This is a genomic window from Undibacterium sp. CY21W (genome assembly GCF_014284265.1).
GTDB classification, from domain to species: Bacteria; Pseudomonadota; Gammaproteobacteria; order Burkholderiales; family Burkholderiaceae_D; genus Undibacterium; species Undibacterium aquatile.
Genome location: NZ_JACOGE010000005.1, coordinates 29,851 through 54,281, shown reverse-complemented (window position 1 = coordinate 54,281; position 24,431 = coordinate 29,851). Strand labels below are relative to the sequence as shown.

30 protein-coding genes are annotated in these 24,431 nt (G+C 48.7%); 22 read left to right on the top strand and 8 right to left on the bottom strand.

Features of this window, described 5'->3' with window-relative positions:
• Positions 1 to 47 precede the first annotated feature (47 nt).
• Entirely contained in the window at positions 48 to 896 is an 849-nt protein-coding gene (locus H8K29_RS12630; protein ID WP_186897876.1) for an alpha/beta fold hydrolase, read from the top strand.
• Positions 897 to 1,000: 104 nt separating this feature from the next.
• Here the strand turns inward: H8K29_RS12630 and H8K29_RS12625 are convergent, their stop codons facing one another.
• The gene (locus H8K29_RS12625; protein WP_186897875.1) at positions 1,001 to 1,603 is read right to left on the bottom strand and encodes a LysE/ArgO family amino acid transporter; all 603 of its coding nucleotides are present in this window, start codon (positions 1,601 to 1,603) and stop codon (positions 1,001 to 1,003) included.
• Between the two features lie 104 nt (positions 1,604 to 1,707).
• Here H8K29_RS12625 and argP point away from each other — a divergent pair, with 104 nt between their 5' ends.
• The 6 genes from argP to H8K29_RS12595 all read left to right on the top strand — a co-directional run bounded on the left by argP (position 1,708) and on the right by H8K29_RS12595 (position 6,545).
• Positions 1,708 to 2,595 carry an HTH-type transcriptional regulator ArgP gene (gene argP, locus H8K29_RS12620; RefSeq protein ID WP_186897874.1) on the top strand — a complete coding sequence of 296 codons (888 nt, stop codon included), beginning with the start codon at positions 1,708 to 1,710 and terminating at the stop codon, positions 2,593 to 2,595.
• Positions 2,596 to 2,708: 113 nt separating this feature from the next.
• Positions 2,709 to 4,169: an aminoacyl-histidine dipeptidase gene (locus H8K29_RS12615; RefSeq protein ID WP_186897873.1), complete on the top strand. Its 1,461-nt coding sequence runs from the start codon at positions 2,709 to 2,711 to the stop codon at positions 4,167 to 4,169.
• A gap of 399 nt (positions 4,170 to 4,568) precedes the next feature.
• A complete protein-coding gene (locus H8K29_RS12610; protein WP_186897872.1) occupies positions 4,569 to 4,922 on the top strand; it encodes a FlxA-like family protein in 354 nt (117 codons plus the stop codon).
• A 254-nt stretch (positions 4,923 to 5,176) separates the two neighbouring features.
• Positions 5,177 to 5,551 (top strand): glutathione S-transferase N-terminal domain-containing protein, encoded by a 375-nt coding sequence (locus tag H8K29_RS12605; protein ID WP_186897871.1) that lies wholly within the window; start codon positions 5,177 to 5,179, stop codon positions 5,549 to 5,551.
• Between the two features lie 126 nt (positions 5,552 to 5,677).
• On the top strand, positions 5,678 to 6,106 hold the full coding sequence (locus tag H8K29_RS12600) for a YeeE/YedE family protein (protein ID WP_186898066.1): 429 nt from the start codon (positions 5,678 to 5,680) through the stop codon (positions 6,104 to 6,106).
• 13 nt (positions 6,107 to 6,119) lie between these two features.
• Positions 6,120 to 6,545: a DUF6691 family protein gene (locus H8K29_RS12595; RefSeq protein WP_186897870.1), complete on the top strand. Its 426-nt coding sequence runs from the start codon at positions 6,120 to 6,122 to the stop codon at positions 6,543 to 6,545.
• A 162-nt stretch (positions 6,546 to 6,707) separates the two neighbouring features.
• Here the strand turns inward: H8K29_RS12595 and H8K29_RS12590 are convergent, their stop codons facing one another.
• Positions 6,708 to 7,142, bottom strand: a complete 435-nt coding sequence (locus H8K29_RS12590; RefSeq protein WP_186897869.1) for an Hsp20/alpha crystallin family protein — start codon at positions 7,140 to 7,142, stop codon at positions 6,708 to 6,710.
• A gap of 343 nt (positions 7,143 to 7,485) precedes the next feature.
• Here H8K29_RS12590 and H8K29_RS12585 point away from each other — a divergent pair, with 343 nt between their 5' ends.
• Complete coding sequence (locus tag H8K29_RS12585) at positions 7,486 to 7,959, top strand: hypothetical protein (RefSeq protein WP_186898065.1); 474 nt, start codon at positions 7,486 to 7,488, stop codon at positions 7,957 to 7,959.
• A gap of 245 nt (positions 7,960 to 8,204) precedes the next feature.
• On the opposite strand, the gene H8K29_RS12580 is transcribed toward H8K29_RS12585, so the two are convergent.
• Both H8K29_RS12580 and H8K29_RS12575 read right to left on the bottom strand, forming a co-directional pair.
• The gene (locus H8K29_RS12580) at positions 8,205 to 8,837 is read right to left on the bottom strand and encodes a glycine zipper 2TM domain-containing protein (RefSeq protein ID WP_186897868.1); all 633 of its coding nucleotides are present in this window, start codon (positions 8,835 to 8,837) and stop codon (positions 8,205 to 8,207) included.
• A gap of 241 nt (positions 8,838 to 9,078) precedes the next feature.
• On the bottom strand, positions 9,079 to 9,657 hold the full coding sequence (locus H8K29_RS12575) for an outer membrane beta-barrel protein (protein WP_186897867.1): 579 nt from the start codon (positions 9,655 to 9,657) through the stop codon (positions 9,079 to 9,081).
• Positions 9,658 to 10,040: 383 nt separating this feature from the next.
• Between H8K29_RS12575 and H8K29_RS12570 the strand changes: the two genes are divergently transcribed.
• Together H8K29_RS12570 and H8K29_RS12565 are read left to right on the top strand one after the other, a co-directional pair.
• The gene (locus H8K29_RS12570; RefSeq protein WP_186897866.1) at positions 10,041 to 11,312 is read left to right on the top strand and encodes an MFS transporter; all 1,272 of its coding nucleotides are present in this window, start codon (positions 10,041 to 10,043) and stop codon (positions 11,310 to 11,312) included.
• A 131-nt stretch (positions 11,313 to 11,443) separates the two neighbouring features.
• The gene (locus H8K29_RS12565; RefSeq protein WP_186885032.1) at positions 11,444 to 11,914 is read left to right on the top strand and encodes a hypothetical protein; all 471 of its coding nucleotides are present in this window, start codon (positions 11,444 to 11,446) and stop codon (positions 11,912 to 11,914) included.
• 29 nt (positions 11,915 to 11,943) lie between these two features.
• Here the strand turns inward: H8K29_RS12565 and H8K29_RS12560 are convergent, their stop codons facing one another.
• Positions 11,944 to 12,315 carry a nucleotide pyrophosphohydrolase gene (locus H8K29_RS12560; protein ID WP_186885031.1) on the bottom strand — a complete coding sequence of 124 codons (372 nt, stop codon included), beginning with the start codon at positions 12,313 to 12,315 and terminating at the stop codon, positions 11,944 to 11,946.
• Positions 12,316 to 12,603: 288 nt separating this feature from the next.
• Here H8K29_RS12560 and phaP point away from each other — a divergent pair, with 288 nt between their 5' ends.
• Positions 12,604 to 13,611 carry a phasin family protein gene (gene phaP, locus H8K29_RS12555; RefSeq protein WP_186897865.1) on the top strand — a complete coding sequence of 336 codons (1,008 nt, stop codon included), beginning with the start codon at positions 12,604 to 12,606 and terminating at the stop codon, positions 13,609 to 13,611.
• Positions 13,612 to 13,758: 147 nt separating this feature from the next.
• Here the strand turns inward: phaP and H8K29_RS12550 are convergent, their stop codons facing one another.
• Together H8K29_RS12550 and H8K29_RS12545 are read right to left on the bottom strand one after the other, a co-directional pair.
• Complete coding sequence (locus tag H8K29_RS12550; protein ID WP_186897864.1) at positions 13,759 to 14,604, bottom strand: PA4780 family RIO1-like protein kinase; 846 nt, start codon at positions 14,602 to 14,604, stop codon at positions 13,759 to 13,761.
• 16 nt (positions 14,605 to 14,620) lie between these two features.
• Positions 14,621 to 14,866, bottom strand: a complete 246-nt coding sequence (locus tag H8K29_RS12545) for a hypothetical protein (RefSeq protein ID WP_186898064.1) — start codon at positions 14,864 to 14,866, stop codon at positions 14,621 to 14,623.
• Between the two features lie 313 nt (positions 14,867 to 15,179).
• Here H8K29_RS12545 and H8K29_RS12540 point away from each other — a divergent pair, with 313 nt between their 5' ends.
• From H8K29_RS12540 to H8K29_RS12505, 8 genes are all read left to right on the top strand, one after another.
• Positions 15,180 to 16,025, top strand: coding sequence for a hypothetical protein (locus H8K29_RS12540; protein WP_186897863.1), 846 nt, complete (start codon positions 15,180 to 15,182; stop codon positions 16,023 to 16,025).
• A gap of 22 nt (positions 16,026 to 16,047) precedes the next feature.
• Complete coding sequence (locus H8K29_RS12535; protein ID WP_186897862.1) at positions 16,048 to 16,977, top strand: transferase spermidine synthase; 930 nt, start codon at positions 16,048 to 16,050, stop codon at positions 16,975 to 16,977.
• A 176-nt stretch (positions 16,978 to 17,153) separates the two neighbouring features.
• Positions 17,154 to 17,525, top strand: coding sequence for a hypothetical protein (locus H8K29_RS12530; RefSeq protein WP_186885026.1), 372 nt, complete (start codon positions 17,154 to 17,156; stop codon positions 17,523 to 17,525).
• A 283-nt stretch (positions 17,526 to 17,808) separates the two neighbouring features.
• Positions 17,809 to 18,162 carry a hypothetical protein gene (locus tag H8K29_RS12525; RefSeq protein WP_186897861.1) on the top strand — a complete coding sequence of 118 codons (354 nt, stop codon included), beginning with the start codon at positions 17,809 to 17,811 and terminating at the stop codon, positions 18,160 to 18,162.
• 33 nt (positions 18,163 to 18,195) lie between these two features.
• Positions 18,196 to 18,891 carry a LiaI-LiaF-like domain-containing protein gene (locus H8K29_RS12520; RefSeq protein ID WP_186897860.1) on the top strand — a complete coding sequence of 232 codons (696 nt, stop codon included), beginning with the start codon at positions 18,196 to 18,198 and terminating at the stop codon, positions 18,889 to 18,891.
• Between the two features lie 15 nt (positions 18,892 to 18,906).
• The gene (locus tag H8K29_RS12515) at positions 18,907 to 19,980 is read left to right on the top strand and encodes a sensor histidine kinase (RefSeq protein ID WP_186897859.1); all 1,074 of its coding nucleotides are present in this window, start codon (positions 18,907 to 18,909) and stop codon (positions 19,978 to 19,980) included.
• On the top strand, positions 19,977 to 20,729 hold the full coding sequence (locus H8K29_RS12510; protein WP_186897858.1) for a LytTR family DNA-binding domain-containing protein: 753 nt from the start codon (positions 19,977 to 19,979) through the stop codon (positions 20,727 to 20,729). Before H8K29_RS12515 ends, H8K29_RS12510 begins: the two co-directional genes overlap by 4 nt.
• A 167-nt stretch (positions 20,730 to 20,896) precedes the next feature.
• Positions 20,897 to 21,166 (top strand): hypothetical protein, encoded by a 270-nt coding sequence (locus tag H8K29_RS12505; RefSeq protein WP_186897857.1) that lies wholly within the window; start codon positions 20,897 to 20,899, stop codon positions 21,164 to 21,166.
• 36 nt (positions 21,167 to 21,202) lie between these two features.
• On the opposite strand, the gene pyrF is transcribed toward H8K29_RS12505, so the two are convergent.
• Positions 21,203 to 22,024 (bottom strand): orotidine-5'-phosphate decarboxylase, encoded by an 822-nt coding sequence (pyrF, locus tag H8K29_RS12500; protein WP_186897856.1) that lies wholly within the window; start codon positions 22,022 to 22,024, stop codon positions 21,203 to 21,205.
• A gap of 159 nt (positions 22,025 to 22,183) precedes the next feature.
• Here pyrF and H8K29_RS12495 point away from each other — a divergent pair, with 159 nt between their 5' ends.
• From H8K29_RS12495 to H8K29_RS12485, 3 genes are all read left to right on the top strand, one after another.
• Positions 22,184 to 22,636, top strand: coding sequence for a MarR family winged helix-turn-helix transcriptional regulator (locus H8K29_RS12495; RefSeq protein ID WP_186897855.1), 453 nt, complete (start codon positions 22,184 to 22,186; stop codon positions 22,634 to 22,636).
• A 140-nt stretch (positions 22,637 to 22,776) separates the two neighbouring features.
• The gene (locus tag H8K29_RS12490) at positions 22,777 to 23,196 is read left to right on the top strand and encodes an organic hydroperoxide resistance protein (protein ID WP_186897854.1); all 420 of its coding nucleotides are present in this window, start codon (positions 22,777 to 22,779) and stop codon (positions 23,194 to 23,196) included.
• 238 nt (positions 23,197 to 23,434) lie between these two features.
• A complete protein-coding gene (locus H8K29_RS12485) occupies positions 23,435 to 24,406 on the top strand; it encodes an ornithine cyclodeaminase family protein (RefSeq protein WP_186897853.1) in 972 nt (323 codons plus the stop codon).
• Positions 24,407 to 24,431: the final 25 nt, after the last annotated feature.

The window sequence follows — 24,431 nt, the reverse complement described above, 5'->3', positions numbered from 1 at the left end:
ACAAACACACCTCCTACCAACAGATGTACTCGATGATGAAAGATCGCATGAATAAATATAGCCTCACCACACCGCGTTTGCTATTACTTGCGTCGGTGCTGTCGCTCAGCGCCTGCACGACGGTCAATTACACTGCACAGCAATTCGTGCCGAAAGATCCGGGGAAAATCAGTTTATTACACAGCATTGCGCCTGCGTATCAGCTTGAGAATATCGAATACAAGCAAGCCGATGGTGCGATCAGCCGTGGCGTTTACATCCGCAAACCTGGCGCTGATTTTACGGTGCTGTATTTCATGGGCAGTGGTGTTCGCGTAGATGCCAACGGTACGAGTTTTGCAAAAGCGTTTACCGAACTGAACGCCAATGTGATCAGCTTTGATTATCGTGGTTTTGGGCGCAGTGATTCAAACGGCAAGCCGCATAGTCTGATCGAGCTGGAGAGCGATGCGCTCGCGCTGTATGACTATGCCCGCAAAATGGTACCTGGCCGACTGGTCGTACACGGTCATTCTTTTGGCAGTTTTGTCGCAGCAAGACTGGCGAGCAAACGCGCCGTCGACGCATTGGTACTGGAAGGCACAGGAACCACCGCTCTCGCCTATTCCGACAATATGGTGCCGTGGTTTGCAAAACCTTTCGTCAAAATCAATCTTGATGAAGAGTTAACCGCCGTCGATAATCGCGCCGCCTTGCGTAACTACGCTGGTCCGGTGCTGATCATTAACGGTGTCAACGATGTACAGACCCCGGCAGCCACCGCGCGCGAATTATTTGCCAGTATTCCGCGCAGCAATAAACGTTATGAAGAAGTTGCCAATGCCGGTCATATGAACGCATTAAGTAAGCCGGAAACACTGAAAGCGTATCGTGATTTCTTAAACGGTCAGTTTTGATCTGACTAGCAAGCACCGCCGCAGGTATTCGCATAGTCTGCGGCGGTGATCAACTCAAACTGACATCAGCGTCAAGCCAACACGGCATCAGCGAAATCTCTTCATTACATCAGCAATTGAATGGCCAATGCCCACATCATGACGGCAATGGCGGCATCGAGAATGCGCCATGCCAGAGGACGGGCAAATAAGGGAGCAAGCAATCTGGCACCGTAGCCGAGTAAGCCGTACCACAGCGCGGCATTACATAAAGCGCCGAGCCCGAACCAGAATTTTCCGTCTCCGGGTTGTTGCGCCCCCACAGCGCCCAGCAACACCAGTAAATCCAGATAGACGTGAGGGTTGAGCAGCGTCACCGCCAGCACGGCTGCCAGCGCAGGTCGCCAGTGCATAGTTTGTTCGCTACCGCTCACCCGCAGGCTGTGTGACTGCATCGCCGAACGCATGGCTCGCACGCCATACCAGAACAGAAAAGCAGCGCCGCCCCAACTGGCGATACGCATCCACAGCGGGTTATTGCTGAGCAAAGTTCCCATACCCAGAATGCCAATGGCGATCAGCACCGCTTCACAGACCACGCAAGCCAGCACCGTCAAAGCGACATGCTCTCGCCGCAAGCCCATGCGCAGCACATGGGCATTTTGCGAGCCAATAGCCATAATCAGGCTGGCACTGAGCCCCATGCCTTTTAAGAAAAACGTGAACATCTTTAGCGCTCCTGCTGCAATGAATAAGCTTGCATGATGCGGCGCTTCACGGCTAAGCTGAAGTAAATTTAATTTATTTACGATTACATTAAAATTTTTTCATAATGAAATTCGATACCCGCCAATGTGCAGCGCTGATGAGCGTGATCGACAACGGTAGTTTTGAAGCCGCAGCGCAACAGCTGAGCCTGACCGCATCAGCGCTGTCGCAAAGAATCCGCGCCCTCGAAACACAACTGGGAACCACACTGATTATTCGTAGCCGCCCTTGCCGCGCCACGCCTGCCGGACAGCGATTCTTGCAGCACCTGCGGCGCGTCGCGGAAATGGAGCAGGATTTATCCGATACGTTTTCCGATCAGCCGCATGCCCCCGTCAGCATTGCGCTGGCGGTCAACGCGGATAGTCTGGACAGTTGGGTTTTGCCTGCGCTGGCGGATTTTCTGATCAAAGAAAATATCTTGCTGGATCTCTGTATTGATGATCAGGAGCACACCCATACGTTGCTGGAAAACGGCACGGTGCTTGGTTGTATATCCGCACAACAAGCAGCGATGCGGGGTTGCGAGGCAGAAGTGCTGGGCAACATGCGTTATCAGGCGGTTGCCAGCAAAGCTTTTTGCACACGCTGGTTTCCACAGGGAATGCAACGTGACAGCGCACGCCTCGCCCCTGTGCTGACATTCAATCGTAAAGATCAATTGCAATCGCAGTTTTTGCTTGAACATTTCGGTTTATCTGACAACGCGTTTCCCCGTCACTACATTCCCGCCACCTCGCCGTATAACCGTGCTATTGCGCTGGGACTGGGCTGGGGCATGATTCCCGAGCTGATGTTGCAAGAGATCCCGGGCGAATCCGGACTCGTCAGACTCGCGCCGGCCCACCCGGTTGATGCCACCTTGTACTGGCATCGCTGGAAAGTACAGTCGCCACGTCTGGCGCGCTTGTCTGCGAAGCTGGTCAAAACAGCGCGACATGCCTTGCGCTGAGGAGCATGAACTGCTATCGGCTCAGGATGATGCCTATGTTAAACTTTTGCCCTCAGCCGTAAACAAGCGGACACATGGATATACATGGGCGCAAAAGGCTACACAGGACAATCATGACAACCGCAATTCATCAACTTTTCCCTCAGCCTTTATGGCAATGGTTTGAACAAATCTGTGCAATTCCACACCCATCCAAGCACGAAGCCGCACTCAGCGAATTTATCCAGCAATGGGCAAAACAACGTGGCCTGCCGGTGGTCGTCGATCATGTAGGCAACCTCATCATCCGCAAACCAGCCACCGCTGGCATGGAAGACCGTAAAACTGTCGTGATACAGGCGCATCTGGATATGGTGCCGCAGAAGAATGCCGATAAAGACCATGACTTCACGACCGATCCAATACAGCCGTGGATCGACGGCGAATGGGTCAAGGCAAGCGGTACAACATTAGGTGCCGACAACGGTATCGGTATGTCATCCGCGTTGGCGATTCTGGGTTCTGACGATATTCGCCACGGCCCGCTGGAAGTGCTGCTGACAGTCGATGAAGAAGCTGGCATGACAGGCGCGTTCGGCTTGCAGGCGGGCATGTTGGATGCTGAAATCCTGATCAATACCGACTCCGAACAGGAAGGCGAAATCTACATGGGTTGCGCCGGTGGTGTCGATGCCGAAATCAGCGTCGCTTTGCAATGGCAGCCAGCGCCAGCAAATCAGCAAGCATTCACGCTCAGCATCGCAGGTCTGAAAGGCGGTCACTCCGGCGTGAATATTCATCTGGGACGCGGCAATGCTAACAAGCTGATTGCCCGCTTCCTTGCCGGGCATGCGAAGGAACTCGGATTATCTTTATCCGACGTCAAAGGCGGCTCGCTGCGCAATGCGATTCCACGCGAAGCGCAGTGCAGCTTTACGATCGCCGCTGCACAAGCTGCATTGTTAGAGCAACGCGTCGCGCAATATCAGGCGATATTGCAAGCCGAGCTGGCCGTCGTGGAACCCGCATTAAAACTCAGTCTGCAAAGTACACCATTGCCTGCGCAGGTCTTGCACGCAGCAACGCAGACAACACTGATTAACCTGATCAACAGTTGTCCGAACGGCGTGATCCGCATGAGCGACGAAATCACCGGCGTCACCGAGAGCTCGCTGAATGTCGGCGTGATCAGTACCTCGCAAGACAAAGTGAGCATCCTGTGCCTGATCCGTTCGCTGATCGATACTGGTCGTGAAAATATCGAAAGCACGCTGCAATCGCTGAGCGACCTGGCGGGCGTACAGATAGCATTTTCCGGTTGCTATCCGGGCTGGAAGCCTGACACCAGCTCTGCGGTGATGGCGATCGTCAAAGATACCTATCAAAGCATTTATCACAAAGAACCAGTGATCATGGTCATCCATGCGGGGTTGGAATGTGGTCTGTTCAAAAAGCATTATCCTGAACTGGATATGGTCTCCATCGGCCCGACCATCCGTTATCCGCACGGCCCTGACGAAATGGTGAATATCGAAACCGTTGGTCAATACTGGACGTTGTTGCTGGCGGTACTGGAACGCATCCCGGCAAAATAATCTGCCGCAAATCTGCCGCAACAGACGCATGCGATCCACCCGGCATGCGTCTGCGTTAACTTGCATCACTTCGTTTTCTCACCTCCTTATTGTTTCTGGCTTGCAGCCGGTTTTCAGGCCAGAAGCCGCATCAAATATAGAAGACAGAGACATATCCCATCGCTATGTCACATATATCCCGCTTATATCCCACAAATTAACCTTCCACGATCCCGCAAATCAGCCAAGCTGTTCGCCTGTAGTGTTGTTTTTTTGCTTATTTTGCTCCTTCCCCTGAGGTTGACGCTTTTTGTGCCGTTAACGTCATGAAGCGGACAGTCGATGGTTTGCGAACCGACTCTGCGATCAACCAGCAACGCGCGTTAATCGAAATACAGTTCAATCTCGCCGGAGGGATATATGCCTGTCAATCCAGTCGATGCCGCCACCGCCGTCGGCAGCACCTCAGCCATCAGCGCAGCCAGTCATGCGCAAATCGCCGCACTGCAAAGACAACTTGCAACATTACAAAAAGAGTTGACCGACGCAGAAAAAACAGCAACGACCGAAGCGTCGCAACGACAAATGCTGCAACTCAGGCTGCAAATTGCTGAAGTTGAACAAAAAATAGCCCGTCTGAAATTGGAACAGTCGCAAGCCATCAATGAGGCGGCAAGCAACAATGCCACCTCAGATGTTCAGGACACCCAGAATGCCACGCCCGCTGCACATCCGACGGAAACGCTAGGCAACCGTATCGATCAGTACATTTAATCTGCCCACAGTCGATTTAAACGATGTAGTAAGAGATCATCGCAACTACCGGCGCTGTGTCAGCGCATTTGTCTGTGCCGGATGATTCACTGCCTTAAATTTGTTGCATCGACCGCATTCCACACTGCTATTCCCCGTAAAAGTCAGTATCCAACTCACTCTTTCAGCCTGTAAGCGTCAGCAGATACCTGCCGTTCTGACTTACAATGGCGCTCTTCTTGCTGCATGCCAGCAAACCGTCACGGAAAGAACTAATGAAGCTTTTTTTCAGATTATTGCGGGCCATACTCGGCCCTTTCATGCTGCTCAAAGAACGTCTGAGCAGACCGCAAGGCATCGTCCGCGCTCCGGAAGACCAGGCGAAAGTCGATGCAGCCTGCCAGAAACTGGCCTTGTATCAATTCACGACCTGCCCGTTTTGTATCAAGGTTCGTCAGGAAATGCGGCGACTATCGCTCACAGTGGAATTTCGCGATGCACAAAAATCAGCACAACACCGTCAGGCTTTACTGACACAGGGCGGCAGCCCGAAAGTACCGTGTCTGCAAATCACCGATGACAAGGGCAAGGTCCGCTGGCTGTATGAATCGAGCGATATCATCCGTTATCTGCAACAGCAATTTGCCTGATTTTCCTGATGCGGCGAGCAACAGGTATAAAGTCTCAATACAGATAAGCCTTTCCAGCGATTTTTCTGCCAGCAAGCGCATAAATAAAGGGACTCCGTTTGAACCTCAGAGATGGAAAGAATAGTGATGCAGATTGCGTGGAATGAATTTACCCCGATAACGTCCTTAGCCGGCGGCGTACTGATAGGCCTGGCAGCGGTCATGCTGATGGCCGGACTGGGGCGCATTGCCGGTATCACTGGTATCGTTGCTGGCCTGTTCAGTCCGGTGCGTGGCGACTGGGCATGGCGTGCCTTGTTCACGCTGGGAATGATCGCCGCACCGCTGACTTATAGTCAATTTTCGGCGCTGCCTGAAATCACGCTGGATACGGGCTGGTTCACATTGTTGATCGCCGGTCTACTGGTCGGCATCGGTACCCGCCTCGGCTCAGGTTGTACCAGTGGTCACGGTGTCTGCGGTCTGGCACGCATGTCGCCGCGTTCTATCGTTGCGACAGTCGCATTTATGAGCAGCGGTTTTCTGACCGTGTATGTCGTTCGCCACTTATTCTGAGAGAGATGACAACATGAAAAAACTGATCGCCGCCGCATTCTGCGGCTTAATATTTGGTCTGGGTCTGATCGTCGCGGGAATGGCCAATCCGGCAAAGGTGCTCGCATTTCTTGATCTGGCCGGACTCTGGAATCCTTCACTGGCCTTCGTCATGGGCGGTGCCATCGGCGTCGCTATTATTCCGTTCACGCTATTGCGCCGACGCTCGCTTTCATTGCTGGGAGAACCTATGCAGTTCCCAACGATCTCGGTAATCAATTGGCGTCTGGTTGGCGGTAGCCTGTTATTTGGCATAGGCTGGGGCATGGCAGGTATTTGTCCGGGTCCAGCAGTTGTATTGCTGGGAGCGGGCATCGCCAAAGGCGCTGCATTTTTACTGGCGATGATCGTTGGTATGTTACTGGTTGACCGTTTCGATAAGAATAGAAAAGCGGACTGACAGTAGGCAGTTTGCTGAACGTAGTATCACTTTTACGCTGAATATTTCATATAAAAATCAAAAGCCTGCAAAATTGTGCAGGCTTTTTTATGGCACTCAGGCTTACACTGCCCGTTAGTGGTAAAAGCGTAATGCCACATACGCGTGCCACCATTAGCGAAACTATTCGATTTTGAGTTTCTGCACACCACCTGCGGGACGTTTCTTAGGTAAAGTCAGACTCAACACGCCGTTATCATATTTTGCGCTCGCCGATGCGGTATCAATTTCGACAGGCAATTGAAAACTCCGTGACACTTCGCCGAAATAGCGTTCGCTACGCAGCACTTTGTCGTCTTTCCGGCTGTTGTCTTCTTGCTTAATTTCAGCGCGTAAGGTAACGACATTGCCGTCCAGAGCAACATGGATATCGTCCTTAGGAACGCCGGGTACTTCTGCCTGCACCGTGTAAGCGCCCTCATTTTCCTGTACGTCAATCTTGATTTGTGCCGGACTGGGAAGTGGATCACCGTGCAGAGGTTTGACATAAAAAGCCGGACTCAGATCACGGAAAAAATCATCAAAGAAACCACTGCCACGCGGTGTTAGTGCACCCATATTTCTCTCCTTATCATGTCGTTGCAATCGTCTTTATAAACATATCTGACACGCATGCACCTGATGCAGTTTCAGGTAACATGCTCCCTGATTCCATCCATAAGATAGGAATAAACTATCCAAAAAACAAGCCCGTTTTTTTCAGATTTGATCTTCGTCAAACGTCAAATCAAGGCGAGATAGCATGCGCCTTTGCGCAGGTTTTCGGCTCAGAAACGGCATCAGATCTGCCACGTTGCCGCTATGCGTGTAGGATGTCGTCTGTATTTGCTTTTACAGAGAATTTCTTTTGCAACACACTCATCTAAACACCGGCGATCACTTCGATGACGTTGAAGAGACTATGCCAGAACAAGACCAACCAATTTTTGAAGCTCGCCTGTGGCGCGATAAAGGCTGGACAGCCAAAGTCATCAAAAACGATGACGACGAAGGCTGGGCAGTGGCAATGCTGAAAGATGGTGAACCTGAACCGGCATTGGTTGGTCCCTGGACGATGGGACGCGACAAAAAAAATCCTAAACCTTTAGATGCCAACGCGTTCGGTACGCTGGTCAAAACTGCGTCAGAAGTGATCCGCCGTCATGAACAACAATTACACGCGCTGCTGCACAAGAATCTGCTGGTCAGCACGGATGAGGCTGACTATAAAATCATGTTGGATATTGTGCCGGATGACGATGATCCGTATGCGTATCTGAGCGCCTGCGATGCAGATGGTGCAGAACTGGCAAAAGTGAAAGTTGCTGCGAACTATAAGCTGGACAGAAAAAACGCCTTGCGGTGGATAGAGAATGAGTTTCGCCGACCGGATTGAACGGGGCCCCAAAGAGCCCCACCCAAAAAAAATCGACGACAAGCCGATGTTGATTTTTGCTGCTACGCTGATGTGAATCTGCACAGCAAATCGCTGGTCGGAATTTATACTGAAAATTTGTACTGAGAATTTCCGCAGTCAAATTCCACGCAATCTCTCATATCTGATGCGCCTGCCAGAGCATTTCTATGCTGGCAAGCGCATGTATATTGAGAGATGAAATGACACTCAGTTGGGCAAACAGATTATGCTGATTGCAAATTGCCATTAACGATTCTGACGCGATCACCGGATTGCCATCCAGGCTGAGCCGAAGGATGGAAAGTACGCACATGGCCATTTTCCATTTTCACCCGCACCTCATAAACGGTCGTGGTACGGGTGCGTTTCTCGATAGCGTTACCGGCAAAACCACCGCCAACTGCACCCGCTACGGTTGCCAGTTTACGGCCATCGCCACCGCCAACCTGATTACCCAATACACCACCAAGTAAAGCCCCGGCAACAGCGCCAACACCGCTGCCCTGTGAAGCCTGCTGCTCAATCGCACGCACCGATTCAACGACACCGCAATTATCGCAAACAGCCAGCTTACGTTCCGCTGTCGTTGTCGTGCCTGAATTATCGTAACCTCCAGAACGGTAACCCTGTTTAGCTGTGTTTTGCACAGGCTCATTTGATGGTGAGAAGGAAGTCTGGTTATTGATACCGGCATCTTTCGTCGCCACGGCATTGGCGTTGTCCGGTACGGTCTTGCTGTTAGAGTTAGGTAATACCCCGGTCATTGCAGCAACACCGATCAGGCTGACCAGCATTACTGATACCGCGGCACCTGCAACCAGTGGATGAATACGTTTATTTGTTTGATTATCTGACATAGCTCGGATCCATTAAAAAATTAAAACAGAAGTATGGATATCTCAACGAAACATGTGTTCATCAAGTTGACCCGACTGCCGTATTAATCGTAAGTACATGTAACAACAGCGGGTCAGTTACGTCAAAACAAAGATCAGGATAATTTCAGTTTTCCTGCCAACGGGCAGCAACATCGCAAAGAATGTACGTCCCTTTTTTCCTGACAACAGTGCATTACGGCACCGTTGTCAGGTTTAATAATTAAAACGAATATTGCAAGCCTACAGAGACGTTATTGACAGCCTCTTTGTCACCGCTGAATTTGATTTTGCGGGTTTCAAATTCACCACGTAAGGCAAGCTCTTTCGTCAGTTTGTAGCTCGCACCAAAACCAAATACTGGCTGCGTTGATGTGGTGCTGTCGTTGTAGGCGCCCACGCCTGCAACCGCGCCGCTGCCTTCAGCCTTGATACTCGCCAGACCCAATTTAGCAAACCCGCTCAGTTCAGGAGTGAATTCATATTTATATAAACCGGAGACTTCAAAGCCCTTGCCTTTCATATCAGCAGATACATTCGTACCGCTGACATTACCGGTTGCAGAAATGGTTCCCAGAGAAAAATAACTCGCTTCAACTGCAAAGTTTTTGTCGATGTTATAACCGCCTAATAACTTGTAGGTGTTTGAACTGGTACTGCATGAAACGACATTTTTGCAATCGTCATTCCAATGTGCTTTACCGACAGTCGCGCCAACATACACTTGCGCAGATGCTGCCGCACTCAGCATAAAACCAGCAGTAGCAATCATTCCAACAACCAATTTTTTATTCAACATCATGTGACTCCTCAGGTTATCCAACGTCATACAATTCATTGCTACACAATGACTATGTAGCTCAGCCTCAGCACGACAAGTTGTGCTTAAAGTGTGGAAACAGTCTGGCAGTGGGAAATTTTTTTTGAAATAAAAATTCTGATAGTCTCCCGTGATGAAACAGCAGGTACCGGAATCTGCGACCTTTCAATTCGTTACAAAAGGCCGGGGGAGCGACATCATCGCGACGACTTCTGGCAATGAAATCCGGCATATTCAAGTCAGTCGCAGCGTACAATAACGGCTTTGGCGGGCATCAAAATAACCGATGCTACGCATTCCGCACTTCTGCAGATATCTGCCTCAACCCGGTAAAAAAACCATTCATCAAAGCTGCGGCTTTTAGTATGCACAACAAGAAATTTAACTCGCTGGCAAATTCATATTTGATCTACATCGGTGTTGCCATTGCTTCCGGCGGCGTCGCTTTGTACACGCCACTCATCGTCTCTGAAACAGGTAAAAATTTTTCTGGTTTCTGGGCTGCGTCTATCCTTTTCGGATTAAATCTGGGTCGCGTTATTGGTTCATTTGCAGGTAGCCGGTTTTCACGCGCAGTCAATCATCCGCTCATGGTTTGCGGGAATATTTTTCTCGAAGGAATTGCGCTGTATTGCATGGCATTTCTGCAGCAGGCATGGGCGCTCGCGCTGTTTGCTGTTCTCGCTGGTTTCGGCAGCGGGTTGTCATTTCCGGGCTTAAAAAATTATCTGCTGAAACTCCGTGATCTGGATCAGTCTGCATTATTCAGTCGCCTGGCGTTTGCTATACGGATGGGTTTGGTCAGCGGTTATCTGATGGCTAGCTGGGTGCCGCATGAAAGCCTGCGCCTAGTATTTCTGATCGTCCTCGTCACCTTCATTGCTTATGGCATATTTATGTTGATCGCCATGCGGGCAATTTCTGAACATGAAAAACAATATCTGGCCTTGCATACGACATTGGCGCAACAGGAAAAAAAGACATCAACACGACAGACAAATTCAGCCAGCCAAGACATCGCTGAAACAGGACAAAGAACGACCGAATTGCCCATCCTTTTCTATCTGTCCAACGCGATGTTCTGGTGTTTTGCCATACAGCCGATGATAGGATTCAGTCTGCACATTCCTAAATTCACACCAGATATTCCGGTATCGACACCATTCTGGATATCCGCACTGGTGATCATCTTTTTTCAGATTCCGATTTCTAAACGTGCGATCAGAATCAGAGATCATTTCCGTTTTCTACAAATCGGTTATGGCTGTCTTTTCCTGAGTTTTTTACTCATGCTTGTATTTACGCACTCTGCCACCGCCGTTATCGTTTCAGCGGTATTGCTCTCGTTCGGACAAGTATTTTATGGCCCATCCTTAGACGTGCTGACCGCGCGTTTTGCGGACAAAACTTGCGCAGATACCGGAAAACTGATGTCGAAACAAATGCTGTATCAAAGCATGGGAAATATGGTCGGCAGTCTTGCCGGCGGAATACTTTTCGATCTCTCGCAGCATTTCGACAGCCCCCGCCTCAACTGGTTCTTGTTGGCGCTTGCCAGTATCGTCATGGTGATTCTGAGTAAAAATAAAATTCCTCAACTCTATCGGCAAGCCGGAAATATGCCATCAGCACATTGAAATTGCCTTGAATGTGATTGGAATAAGGGAAATGCTGTTTTTATTTTTCACATTTACCTTACTTAACGATTGTTTTCGTTCTGTGAACTCAATTCAATATTAAAATTCCAGCTGGCTTTACAGGTGAAATAATGAAGATACACGGCGAGTGGGAAGTGAGTCAGGTACGTAACGTGGTTGTACGCGCTTTTGCAGGCAATTTTAATGAACAGGGTGTCAGAGCCATGTTTGAAGACTATAAAGCAATCGCTCCGACCGGCGTGGCATGGGCAAGTCTGGCGCAAGGCGAATATTGGGAAATGGCTCCCACCGCCGCTTTAAAGGCGTATACGTCGATGCGTGACTGGGCCATTGCCCATGGCTGTCAGTGCATCGCTTTCGTGTGCCCAAGCAGGTTTCATCTGGATATTGTGCAACGTAACTCCGGTGTTGTTCCAGGTGATGATTTTTATGTCTGCACGACCACAGAAGAGGCTTGCGCATGGCTGACGGCCAAAGGTTTCCCATTTTCCATACAGGATTTTCAGCACACGGCATTTTTAGAAAAAGCCAAAAGAACGCTGGAAAATGACCCACTGAGTAGCTTCTTCAGAGTTGCTTAAGGCCTACTGCATCTGGCGACGCAATCGGATCACTCATACTCGTTGTACTTGCGAGCATCTCCACGAACGATATCACTCGGGTACTTCCGCGCATTCAACTGAATTTTTTCATTCGTCGCAGCAATCAGGTCGATGTTTAACTGATCTGCCAGCATGATCAGGTATGCCATAACATCGGCCATTTCATGCCGCACCGCCTGTAATTTTTCCGCACCGAGTTCATCGGCTTTGCCATTGTTCAGCCACTGAAAAGGTTCAAGTAATTCAGCCGCTTCTACAATCAGGGCGCTCGCCAGATTTTTTGGGGTATGAAACTGTTCCCACTGGCGTTCAGCAGTAAATTGACGCAATTGCGCACGTAAATCATTCAGGCTATCTGTCGTTGCGAATTCATTCGCCATGTCATTTTCCATAAAACGTAAAAAAGATGTTTTATTGCACTGCAATATTTTTAATGGCAGGGACGTACATCCAAGGTTAAAATGCGGTTTGCGGCATTGCGCCATTTTTAAAGAACTACCGGATCAAGGGTAATGCGCAAAGCTAAGGTAAACAGAAACTGTTGTTCCTGCTGCGTTGTTAGCGATCAGTTTTACCGATCTCAAGATTCATTTGTGCAATCACTTTACCAGGCGTTCCTGATCAAAATTAACGCTTGAAACGTCTTATCCACCTTTAAGGAGAGATTCATGCCTTTGATTCAAACACAAATTTCCGTCGTTGCACAAGAACAGTTGAGCAAACAGCTGGAACTTTTACAATCATTCTCAAACACCGCCTTTCAAGGTCTTGAAAAAATGATTGCGCTCAACTTCGCCACCATCAAAGACACCGTGGAGAAAGTCACCGCGAGTTCTCGCCAGGTATTGGCAAGCAGCGGACCTCAAGAATTATTAGCGTTGGCACAAACGCAGCGACAACCTCAGATCGACAGCTTGCTCGCCTATGGCAAAGAACTGGCGACCATCTCCAGCGCTACGCGCGAAGCATTTCTGCATCTTGCCAACGCAGGTAAAAATAATCTGATTTCGGTGAAAATCACAAATACCGAGGCGTTACCAGTTGTCACAGAAAAATCCCTGAACGCAAGCCCGGTCAGTAAAAAAACGGTATCTCCAGTAAAAATCAAAAGCAGCACCAGCGCTAAGCAAATTTCACTTTTACCAGAACCGGATGTGAAAGTCAGTGCCAGCAAAAAGACGGTCAGTCTGCCGCCAGCAGAAACAAAAAAAACATCGGTAGCGACCAGCAAAACTAAAACGGTAGCAAAAGTGGCGGCAAAATCGGTCAGTACAAAGGTCGTTCCAGCGACGCCGGCAAAAACTGCTGTTCCGGCAACAAAAGCGCCAGCTCCTAAAGCATCCAAAAAAGCATTAGCGACAAAAGCGACCACGGCTCAGGCTGAAGCAAAATCAGCCAAGGCAGAAGTACAGAAAACAAGCCCAGCCACCGCGCCTGCTGCATCTACAACGCCGGTACAAATAAAGGAAGTAGCGGCAGTAAATACGGCAAATACAGCAGCAGAGGCATCCCCAAAGACCGCAGTTCCGGAAAAAAAATCAGCGGTGAAATTTCCTTTCCCACCGACTAAAAATCTGCAAGGCGATAAACCTGCATTTCCACAAGCAGGTGGCAGACCAGCATACAAAGGTAAAGCCAGTCCTGCAACCGGCGCGAAAAAACGTGTACGTCAATAACAGCCAGATGCTAGGCCTGTGAAATTAATGGGCACATAAAAAAATCCCGATACATTTCTATCGGGATTTTTTTTATTCCATTTATTCCGCCGTTGTCAGGCGTACGGAAGCATTGTGAATCTTTGCAATCAGACTAAGCGCCTGTTTTCACATTTCAGCCAAGCGTCTTAATCTTTCCTGCTCTTCCAGAATAGCCGACTCTATTTCACGCATCACTTCGCCCACATTCACCGGACGCGTATCGGCTGTGACATGCCCGGTCAACGGCGTTTCGGGTGTCAGCTGACCTGCAACATACAACTTCCAGATTTCTTTGCTATATTGGGTGTCTTTCAACTGCGGTGCAAACTGCCCGAAATACGATGCCAGATTCGCCACGTCACGCTCCAGCATCACTGCCGCTTCGGTATTGCTGGCCGCATCAATCGCCTGCGGCAAATCGATGATGACAGGACCATCGCCATCGACCAGAATATTGAACTCTGATAAATCACCATGAATAACACCTGCGCACAGCATCAGCACCACCTGATGTAATAATTGTGCGTGATATTGCAATGCCAGCTCAGCCGACAAGGCAATATCATTCAGCCTTGGAGCGGCATTGCCATCAGCGTCCGTCACCAGTTCCATCAGCAACACGCCTTCAAAACAAATATAAGGCGTTGGGACTTTCACACCGGCGGCAGCTAACTTATAAAGGGCGTCGACTTCGGCGTTTTGCCAGACTTCTTCCTGCATCTTACGTCCGTAGCGCGTGCCTTTTTCCATCGCCCTTGCCTGACGGCTGTTTTTTACCTTACGCCCTTCCTGATACGAGGCTGCCTGTTTAAAACTGCGCTGGCTCGCCTCTTTGTAGACTTTTGCACAGCGAATATCTTCGCCGCTACGGACAACATAGACAGTGGCTTCTTTGCCACTCATCAACTGCCGCAGCACTTCATCGATCAGCCCCTCTTCGATCAGAGGCTGTAGTCTTTTTGGTGTTTTCATGCCATCGCTGTCATGTTCACTTACGCGGTTTGCCGGTACGTTGCGGCGGCGTATGCGGACGTGATTTGTTGCGCTGATCGTAAATGGTCTGAGCGTCCTGTTCCGCGCGTTCCTGCGTCCGCATTTCAGGATGATCGTCGTGCAGCGTAAAAAAATCATTCGCCTGCGCGCGCATCACGTGCTTAATCGCAGCTTCATCAGTGAGATCAAATTTTTCTGTCATCAACGTAGTGACTTCATCCAGATATTCTTCATAGGTCATCATAAGGGTACCCTTGGGAAAAGCGCTTGTCGCGCAATGTATATTATTTATATTTATTGAATGTCACCCAGTGCACTGATGTACAGCGCCAGACATCAGCGTCAGCAGTGAGTCAGCACACGATCAGGATCACCGCAGGATTAACGCGCATCTGCCCGGATGCAGAGCCACATCCAAGTGGCAACTGTTTCAGACCGCATTGTACACGTGAGGCCGCGCAAACATTCGCCAGAACTCGCGATCGACAAGCGGAAATCAATGCTTTTTCTCGGCTACAATGCGACCTTTCCCGAAACACTGCAAGGCTGGTTTTATGAGCATCATTATTCACGAAGGGCTGCGCGCCTATATTGACCCTCTGACTGAACACGAATATGCAGCGCTGGAACGCAGCATACTCACCGAAGGCTGCCGTGATGCACTGGTGCTCTGGGGCGAGGTTCTGATTGACGGGCACAATCGTTATGCGATCTGCCAGCGCCACAACATTCCGTTCAAAACGATACAAAACGATCATTTTAAAGATATCGAAGATGTACAGTTATGGATGATCGATAATCATCTGGCTCGCCGCAGCGTTTCCGATTTTCAGCGCGGCATGTTAGCGCTGCGAAAAAAAGAAATTATTTCTATGCGCATCAAAGCACAAGATGAAAGCGACACATCGGGAAATGAAGAAACAGACGTCGCTATTCCCGTAGTAAAACCTACGCAAAGTCGTCAGGAAATCGCGCGGGTTGCCGGTATCAGCAGCAACGCTGTTTTACAGATAGAAAAAATTCAGCGTGCAGCAGCACCGGAACTGGTCCAGGCTGTGCGCGATGGCACTATTTCCATCAGCGCTGCGGCGGCCGTCGCGACACTGCCAAGCAATGAGCAAGCTGCCGCAGTCGCCGGGGGACGTAAAGAATTGCAACAAGCCGCCAAACAGGTCCGCGAAAAAATACGCGAGCAAAAAGCACCGGCAAAAATGAACAAGGTTCCCGAATCTCAAGAGGCGGAAAATCCGCCTGATACCGCTAACGGAGCGATGGATCAGGTCAGCGAATCTGTCATTCTTCAGCAAAGGATTAAAGCACTCGAAGCCGAAAACGCGGCGCTCATAGAAAAGATTACACAGTTGAATGCAGCCTTGTCGGCAGCGACAGCGACGAACTAATACCGAGAATTGCAGGATAATCATGTCGAAGCCACGTCAGAGTTTGTCCCGCCTTTTTCTGAATAAGCCACCGGCGGATGAAGTGATCCATCGCAAGCATTTGCAAGCACTTTCAGATCAGCATCAAGGTAAACCGTTTATTCTCGATGATGACGGTCTGCGCATGATGTATCTGACACCGACGTGCATGCAAAGCGCGATGAAGCTGGATGAACCGCATCGCTTACTCTGTGCTTATTCCCGAATCATGATGGGGTTTCTGCTGTTCAATCCGGCACCGAAACATATTATTCTGATCGGTCTTGGCGGTGGCTCACTGGTCAAATACTGCTACCACCATCTGCCGGATTGCCGTATCACTGTAATCGAAATCAACGCTGACGTGATCGCGATGCGGGAACAATTTTTTGTGCCGCCCGATGATGAGCGCCTGACGGTGATTCATGCTGATGCGGCTGAATGGTTACCACAGCAAACCGAACAGGCCGATGTGATTTTTCTGGATGCCTACGACACCGAAGGCCTGGTACCAGCCTTGAATAACGCCGCATTTTACGCACACTGTTACCGGAATTTACATGCGTGCGGTGTACTCATTGCCAATGTATGGGGAAAGCCAAGCACGCTATCGCCAATGCTGGAAATGCTGTACACCCAGTTTGCCCATCAGTTACGCTGGCTGAAATCCTACGACAGCTACAACCTGATTGTATTCGCCAGCAAACAACAGACCGGACAGGATCAACTGATCACCAACGCCAAAAGGCTGAACGGCGCGCATGAAAGTCTGAGGCTGACAAAGATTCCCCTTCACTGGCAACAGATAACGGCATCAGCGCCTGGCAGTGAGGACATGATCGACGCCATCAAACAAAGTCTGCGCGGGATACTGGTCACCGATCCGAATGTGCCGCAAAGCTATGCAGAATGGAAATTATCTGTGCAGGCGTGACCGCATGAACATGTCGCTTGCCCCTACGATATAGACAGAGAAATAACTTCTGCGATACATCATAGGTTGCTGCTTTTTTATTCTGTGCAGATTGTAAAAACAGGGGATTTCTGGCAAGCTTTGAATATCACTTCTGAGAAGAACAAGTACAGAACATCGGTTCAGGGAGAGTTGCTATGTATGATGAAAATGATTTTTCCGCGATTTCCAAATTTCTGAAATTAGGAATTAAAATCACCTTCACCAATCCCATGGGGCAAAACCCGTCCTTTGTGACCAGTTTTCCGACGCCCAAAGGCGCCAAAGTATCGCTCAATGAGAGAAGCCTGTACGATGTCGAGCGCAAACTGCGGGCATTGCTGGGCGACGATTCTCCGGTAAAGACCAAGCTTGCTCCCTTCGCCTACTTAGGAACTAATTTTCGCGGCTTAATGTACTGTACCCGGGGATCGAACGAATACGTTGTCGAGGAGACCCACAATATATTCGGCACCGCATCCCGACGCGTTGTCAGAAAAGCCGACGACTTCAACCAACTGCTCAGTTAAGTCGCTACACTTTTCAGTATTCCCGGTCCATCTGCGTTACTTTGCCTTCTCTTTCTGGCGCTGCTCTGCGCATGGCAACCAGCGAACGGCAATGACTCAGGTATTGCGCTAAGCATCAACGATAGATACTGCGCCCTCTCTATTCTGCCTGCTATTGACGATATAAAATCTGAAGATCGTCATTCACCGACAAAGCAGCGCTATTCACCGATAAATATGCGACAAGCATCGTGATACGGTTTATCTTTACTCTGTCTAAAGAAATATTGATCAAGGAGCTGAGATGAGCCGACAACATGAAGAGCCTCAAACTCGACACAGAAAAAACTTTTTGCTTGGTACCGTACTGGTCACGATAGGCGTTCTGTTTCTTGCAGAAAAAATGCGTGTTTCTGATCTGGCTGATTATTGGTACATCATGCCAGCGCTGACGGGATGTTTTGGTCTGATTGAAATACTTAGCTCACGCCAGCCCCAGAATATTGCGAATGGTTGCTGCACCGTGATTCTGGCTTTCTGGATATACGCATCTGTAGAAAATCTGTGGGGCTGGACATTCTCCACTAGCTGGCCAGTTGTTTTGATTGCCGTTGGTATCAAAAGTATCGTCGCCGGCCTGCTTTCGACACGTCAGTAATTTTATTATTCGTTCATCTGTGGAGTTCACATCATGAGTAAGCGACAACCGCAAACCCAGGTATTCTTTGGCGTTCTGTTATTAATTTTCGGTGCATTAGCACTGGTAGATAATTTAGATATTTTCAGTACACGTCAGTTTTTCCAATTCTGGCCCATGGTATTTATTCTGGTTGGCATGCTCAAAATTTCCCGCAGTCAGAATACCTCTGGTCGTCTTATCGGCGCAGGTTTCGTTGCCTTAGGCGCGCTGCTGACGCTGCAACATCTGGGTATCGTTTACTTAAGAATGCGTGACTGGTGGCCAGTTTTTATTATCGCTGCAGGTCTGATGATTATTTTCAAGGATAAGATGAATACCAGTACATCTTATTCCAATCCGGCTACAGGAAGCGGCAATCAGCAAGCGGAAAGCAATATCTCTGCAATTATGAGCGGCGCAAAAATGCAGAACTCAACGCCGGACTTCCGCGGTGGCGAGCTGACCGCGGTGATGGGTGGTATCGAACTTGATCTGCGTAATGCCGGTTTGCAAAACGAAGCAACCTTAAATGTCTTTGCTATGTGGGGAGGAATAGAATTAAAAATTCCTCACGACTGGACAGTCATTTCTCAGGGAGTCCCCATTCTGGGTGGGTTCGAAGATAAGACCGTACCGCCGATGGTACGCGATAAAAAATTATACCTGCAAGGATATGCGATCATGGGCGGCGTCGAAGTGAAGAACTGACGTTCGAGAACTCGCATGCATCCGATTCTGTCCGGTTTCCGCCGGTTTCTCTGGTATGTCGCAATCTGGCTGTTAGCAGGTGCTTTATTTTCCAGGCTCCTGGTTTCCGCTGGATTGTGCCAATCGATTTACGCCCTGACTTTTGCTCTGCCAGTGTCACTGATTTTCGGTTTTGTGGCGACGTCATCGTATTACATTTGCAGGACACTTCCCTTATCCAGACGTTCTGTTTTCCTGACGTTTCTGATGTTCGGCAGCAGTGCGATGGTTTCAGGCATCCTGCTGTTAGGAATATGCGAAATCTGGAATATGGCTCTCATTTCCGTGACCGGTCAGGAAGCGGTACTCGCTATATCAAACCAGCTCGCAGCGATTATTCTCGCTACCGGATTCGCACTGTATTTGCTTGCTCTGCTGGCTTACGATGTGCTTATTAGCTTTGATAATTTACGAGCAGCGGAACGTCGTGAGGCTGCTTCCCGCCTGTTTGCCCGTGATGCAGAATTACAGCTTTTACGTACACAAGTTGATCCTCACTTTTTATTCAACAGCCTCAACTCCATCAGTGCACTGACAAGCATTGATCCTGCTGGCGCCAGAAACATGGCAATTTCGCTGGCAGATTTTTTCAGAAAAACGCTGGCCTTGTCTGAGCATACAACAATCACTGTCAGAGAAGAACTTGATCTATGCGGGCATTTTCTGGCAGTAGAAAAAATCCGTTACGGCCAGAAATTACAAGTCAATATACAAGTTGATCATACTGATCTTGCATTAATACCGCCTATGAGTTTGCAACCCTTATTTGAAAATGCGATCAAACATGGCGTACGGCAATTACCCAAAGGCGGCTTGATTAGCGCCAGTATCTGTGGCCAAGACGGATGGCTACATATCCGGGTAGAAAATCCCGTTTCAGATAAAGTCATCTCGGATAGCGGTATCGGCCTGGGATTAACAAATTTACGCGAGCGTTTTAATACGATTTATGGTGATCGTGCCCGGGTGCACTGGTCACGCACGGAAAATCTCTTCTTTGTAGAAATATCGTTACCAATAGAGTTAAAACGACAAGCTGACACGATATGAATCATTCCCTCAGAGTATTAATTGCTGATGATGAAGAACTTGCGCGCCGCCTGATCCGTGAGTATCTGCGCTCTCATCCGGACATCATCGTTATCAGTGAATGTGAGACTGGCACTGAAGCAGTTGATGCGATATTTGCGCATCAACCCGATCTGATTTTTTTAGATATACAAATGCCGGAATTAACCGGACTGGAAGTATTGGATGCCACTGGCAGAAAATCCGGCATTATCTTTACGACCGCGTATGACCAATATGCGGTGAAAGCCTTTGACTTACACGCAATAGATTATCTTTTAAAGCCATTTTCCCAACAGCGTTTTAATGAGGCACTGCAGAAGGCGAAAAAACTCATACAGGAAGATAAGGTCGTTGCCTCACCTCCAATCGGTATGCAACAACTGATTACATCAAGTGTGCAACAATCGCAGCGCCTGACGATACGCGACAGAGAGAAAGTACATGTGCTGCCATTCGAGGAAATTGATTTTATCGAGGCGCAGGATGACTACATTCTGGTTCACACACAAGGCAGAACAGTGATGAAAACGCAGAGTTTGTCAGACATCGAGGAACAGCTTTCGTCAGCCGGTTTTGTCAGAGTCCATCGCTCTTATCTTTTGCAGATTAAGGCATTAACAGGAATAGAACGCCAGAGTAAAGATACTCAGGTGGCCGTGCTACGCAGTGGTATAAAAATTCCAGTCAGCCGCACGGGCTATGAGCGCCTGAAAACGAGATTGAATTGATCGACTTGAACCACATTCGCTGTCCGTGAATCAGTCGGCGACAACGACCAGTCATTCTCGTTTTTTGTTGATTTGAACCCAGAATAATTCCGTTCATCGCAGCTCCTGTGCAAAGCAAAGAAATTAAGTCTATCTTTCTGCTTCAGACAAACAACCGAGGAAAGAAGATGAACTCAATAAATCTGGATGAAGTGACAGCATTTTTCCGCCAAAGCCGGCATGAATTTATTTACCTGATCAAAAAAGCGGCTTACCTGATTGCCAGTTTGCCACTGCACAGCATTTTCATCGCTTGCATCGCCATCGCACTGATATTCACTGTGCTCCCGTTGGCAATCAGTCTTTTTTGTATTTTTCTTTTATTGAAAATATTCAGCGTAATTATTATTTTTGCAGTCAGAAAAACACGACGCGGCTCCGTAAAGCAAATTCTTTAGCGTCATGACTAACTGTAAAAATGAATACTGTTTCAGTTAAGCTCTATGCTGATTAATCGCGTCACGAGTTTCAATCGCGACGCGTCGGGCAGCTTCTGCAAAGGTTTCATTACCTGAAGTTTTTGCGTACAGAATTGCGCGCGACGAATTAATCATCATTCCTGTTCCGTTCGCTGTTTTGCCTGCCGCGACAGTTGCAGTAATATCGCCGCCTTGCGCACCAATGCCAGGCACCAGCAATGGCATATCGCCGACAATATTGCGTACCTGCGCTAACTCATCAGGAAAGGTCGCGCCAACGACCAGTGCACATTGCCCATTGGTATTCCACTTTTCTACAACCAGTTTGGCAACATGCTGATACAGAGGCAGTCCACCGACGTCCAGGAATTGCAAATCAGATCCGCCTGCGTTTGATGTGCGGCATAAAACTATCGCGCCTTTATCTTTCCATTCCATATACGGTGCGACAGAGTCGAATCCCATGTAAGGATTGACGGTCACCGCATCGGCGGCATATCGTTCAAATGCTTCGCGTGCGTATTGCTCGGCAGTGGCGCCGATGTCACCCCGCTTTGCATCCAATATGACGGGAATCGCGGGATAAGTCGTTTTGATATAGCGGCAAAGGGCTTCCAACTGATCTTCTGCACGTAATGCAGCAAAATAAGCAATCTGCGGTTTGAATGAGCAGGTAAGATCGGCAGTGGCATCGATCATCGCTTTGCAAAAAGTAAAAATGGCATCAGGTTTGCCGGCTAACTCGGCCGGAAAACGACTGATATCAGGATCGAGTCCAACGCAAAGCAGTGATTGATTTTCAGCCCAGGCGGCATTTAATTTCTCGATAAAAGTCACAACTTACCTCTGCGTATACGGATTTTCATTAATTCAGCATTATACCGTGCAGACTCAGGCCTGATAGACCCGAAGATCAAAGACAAGTGGCACCGAATTTGATTATCATGTCAGGCAATCATTATTATTTCTGTTTAGTTTCTATTTTTTGAGTGTCATATGAACGAATCTGTAAAAAAAGAACCGGACTTACTGGCACTTGATAACCAGTTTTGCTTTGCGCTGTACTCTGCGTCGCTGGCACTCACCAAAAGTTATAAACCATTATTAGAAGAACTCGGCCTGACGTATCCGCAGTATCTGGTCATGCTGGTACTTTGGGAACAGGATCATATTCTCGTTAAAGATATTGGAAGCGCCCTGTTTCTTGACTCTGGCACACTGACGCCTCTGTTGAAACGCATGGAAGCAGCTGGCTTACTGGAGCGCCAGCGGGACGACGCTGACGAACGACAGGTCAGAATTATTCTCACGAACAGTGGAAAAGAGTTGAAAAAGGCAGCAAAAAAAATTCCACTCAAAATCCTCTGTGCCAGCGGACAAGACCAAAAAACACTGATGCAACTACGCAGCCAACTCTCAGAATTGAGAGCAAATCTCACAGAAAAATAAAATTCCTTTATCGAGTGCATAGAAAAAAATAATCGCCATTTAAATTGCGCACAATTAAATTGTGTAATATCATTCTTCCATCGACTCATTGGGTCGTAGCGAAAATATTCTTCATGCAGTCAATTTAAATGGGAAATCTTATGCAAGTTCTTTACACAGCAAGTGCAACCTCTACCGGTGGCCGCGATGGCCGCTCTGTTTCCAGTGATAATCAACTGGATGTTAAACTCACGACGCCAAAAGAATTAGGCGGCGCGGGCGGCGCAGGTACGAATCCGGAACAATTATTCGCTGCGGGTTATTCTGCATGTTTTATCGGTGCACTGAAGTTCGTCGCTGCGGCGAGTAAGACTGCATTGCCAGCAGATCTTTCAATCAAAGCGGACGTTGGTATCGGCCCCAATGGCAAGGGTGGCTTTGGTATTCAGGTTGCACTGAATATCTCGTTACCGGGAATGGATCGTCAGTTAGCTGAAGATCTGGTCAATAAAGCGCATGAAGTTTGCCCTTATTCGAACGCAACTCGCGGCAACATTGAAGTAACACTGACCATATTGTAATAACATCGCTCTTGCCAGGGAAAATCAACCTGACAACGACAAGATAAAAACGACCACACGCTGCCTGCCCCCCCCCCGGTTTTTCCGCACAATAACCGGGGGCAGGCGCACACTTTCACGGTATGCACCCCAAAATTTAACTTCGGGGAAGAATGCATATTTTTCACCTCTTCTTCTTTGCCGACTCGATATGATGTGCATTTGATTCTTACCAGAAGTCTCTTGTGATTCTATCTATATGATTCCATTTATCAGCAAAGAAAAAGTACGGCAGGCATTGCAATATCCGCAGCTAATACACGCGTTACGGGAAGCTTTTCAGCAAGAGATCATTACCCCCAAACGACATGCACATCTACTATCGGAACAGGCCAACTCAAGTTTGCTCTTGATGCCAGCATGGAATCCGTCCGGTCATACTGGTGTGAAATTAGTCACGTTTGCGCCACAAAATATAGACACTCCTACGGTGCATGCGATATTCATTTTATTTGATTCGATCACTGGCGTACCGCTGGCCTTCATGGATGGTGAGGAAATAACGCAAAAACGAACTGCAGCAGCATCGGCGCTCGCTTCCAGTTTTTTATCCAGAAAAAACAGCAGTCATTTACTTCTCGTCGGCAACGGCAGTCTTGCACCGCATATGGCACTCGCACATTGCCATACCAGACCGATCGATAAAATCACGATCTGGGGCCGCTCTGCAGAAAAATCAGAACGTTGCCGTCAGACGTTAACGTCTTTCACAGATTTACCAAAGGGGATCAAGATTGAAGTAACCAGCGATCTCGCCGGATCCTGCATGTCTGTAGATATCATCACCTGCGCAACAACAAGCAGACAAGCCATCATCAAAGGAGAATGGATACAAGCAGGTACGCATCTTGACCTGGTTGGCGGTTTCAAACCGGATATGCGGGAAGTTGACGATGAACTGATGGCAAAGTCTGTCGTCTTCGTGGATACGTTCACGGGAGCATTAGCAGAGGCCGGCGATATTCTGCAGGCGCTGCAAAGTGGCAGCTTAAAGAAAGAAGCGATTGTTGCCGAGCTTGCCGATCTCTGCTCTGGAAGACATACCGGCCGTCGATCGGAACAGGAAGTGACGGTATTTAAGTCAGTAGGAACAGCTCTGCAAGATTTGTGTGCCGCGAACCTCGTCTGGCAATCTCACCAGCAGGAAGCTAATGAAAAAGCATCTGTCTGAGTTTTTCAACAATGAAATCGTCAAC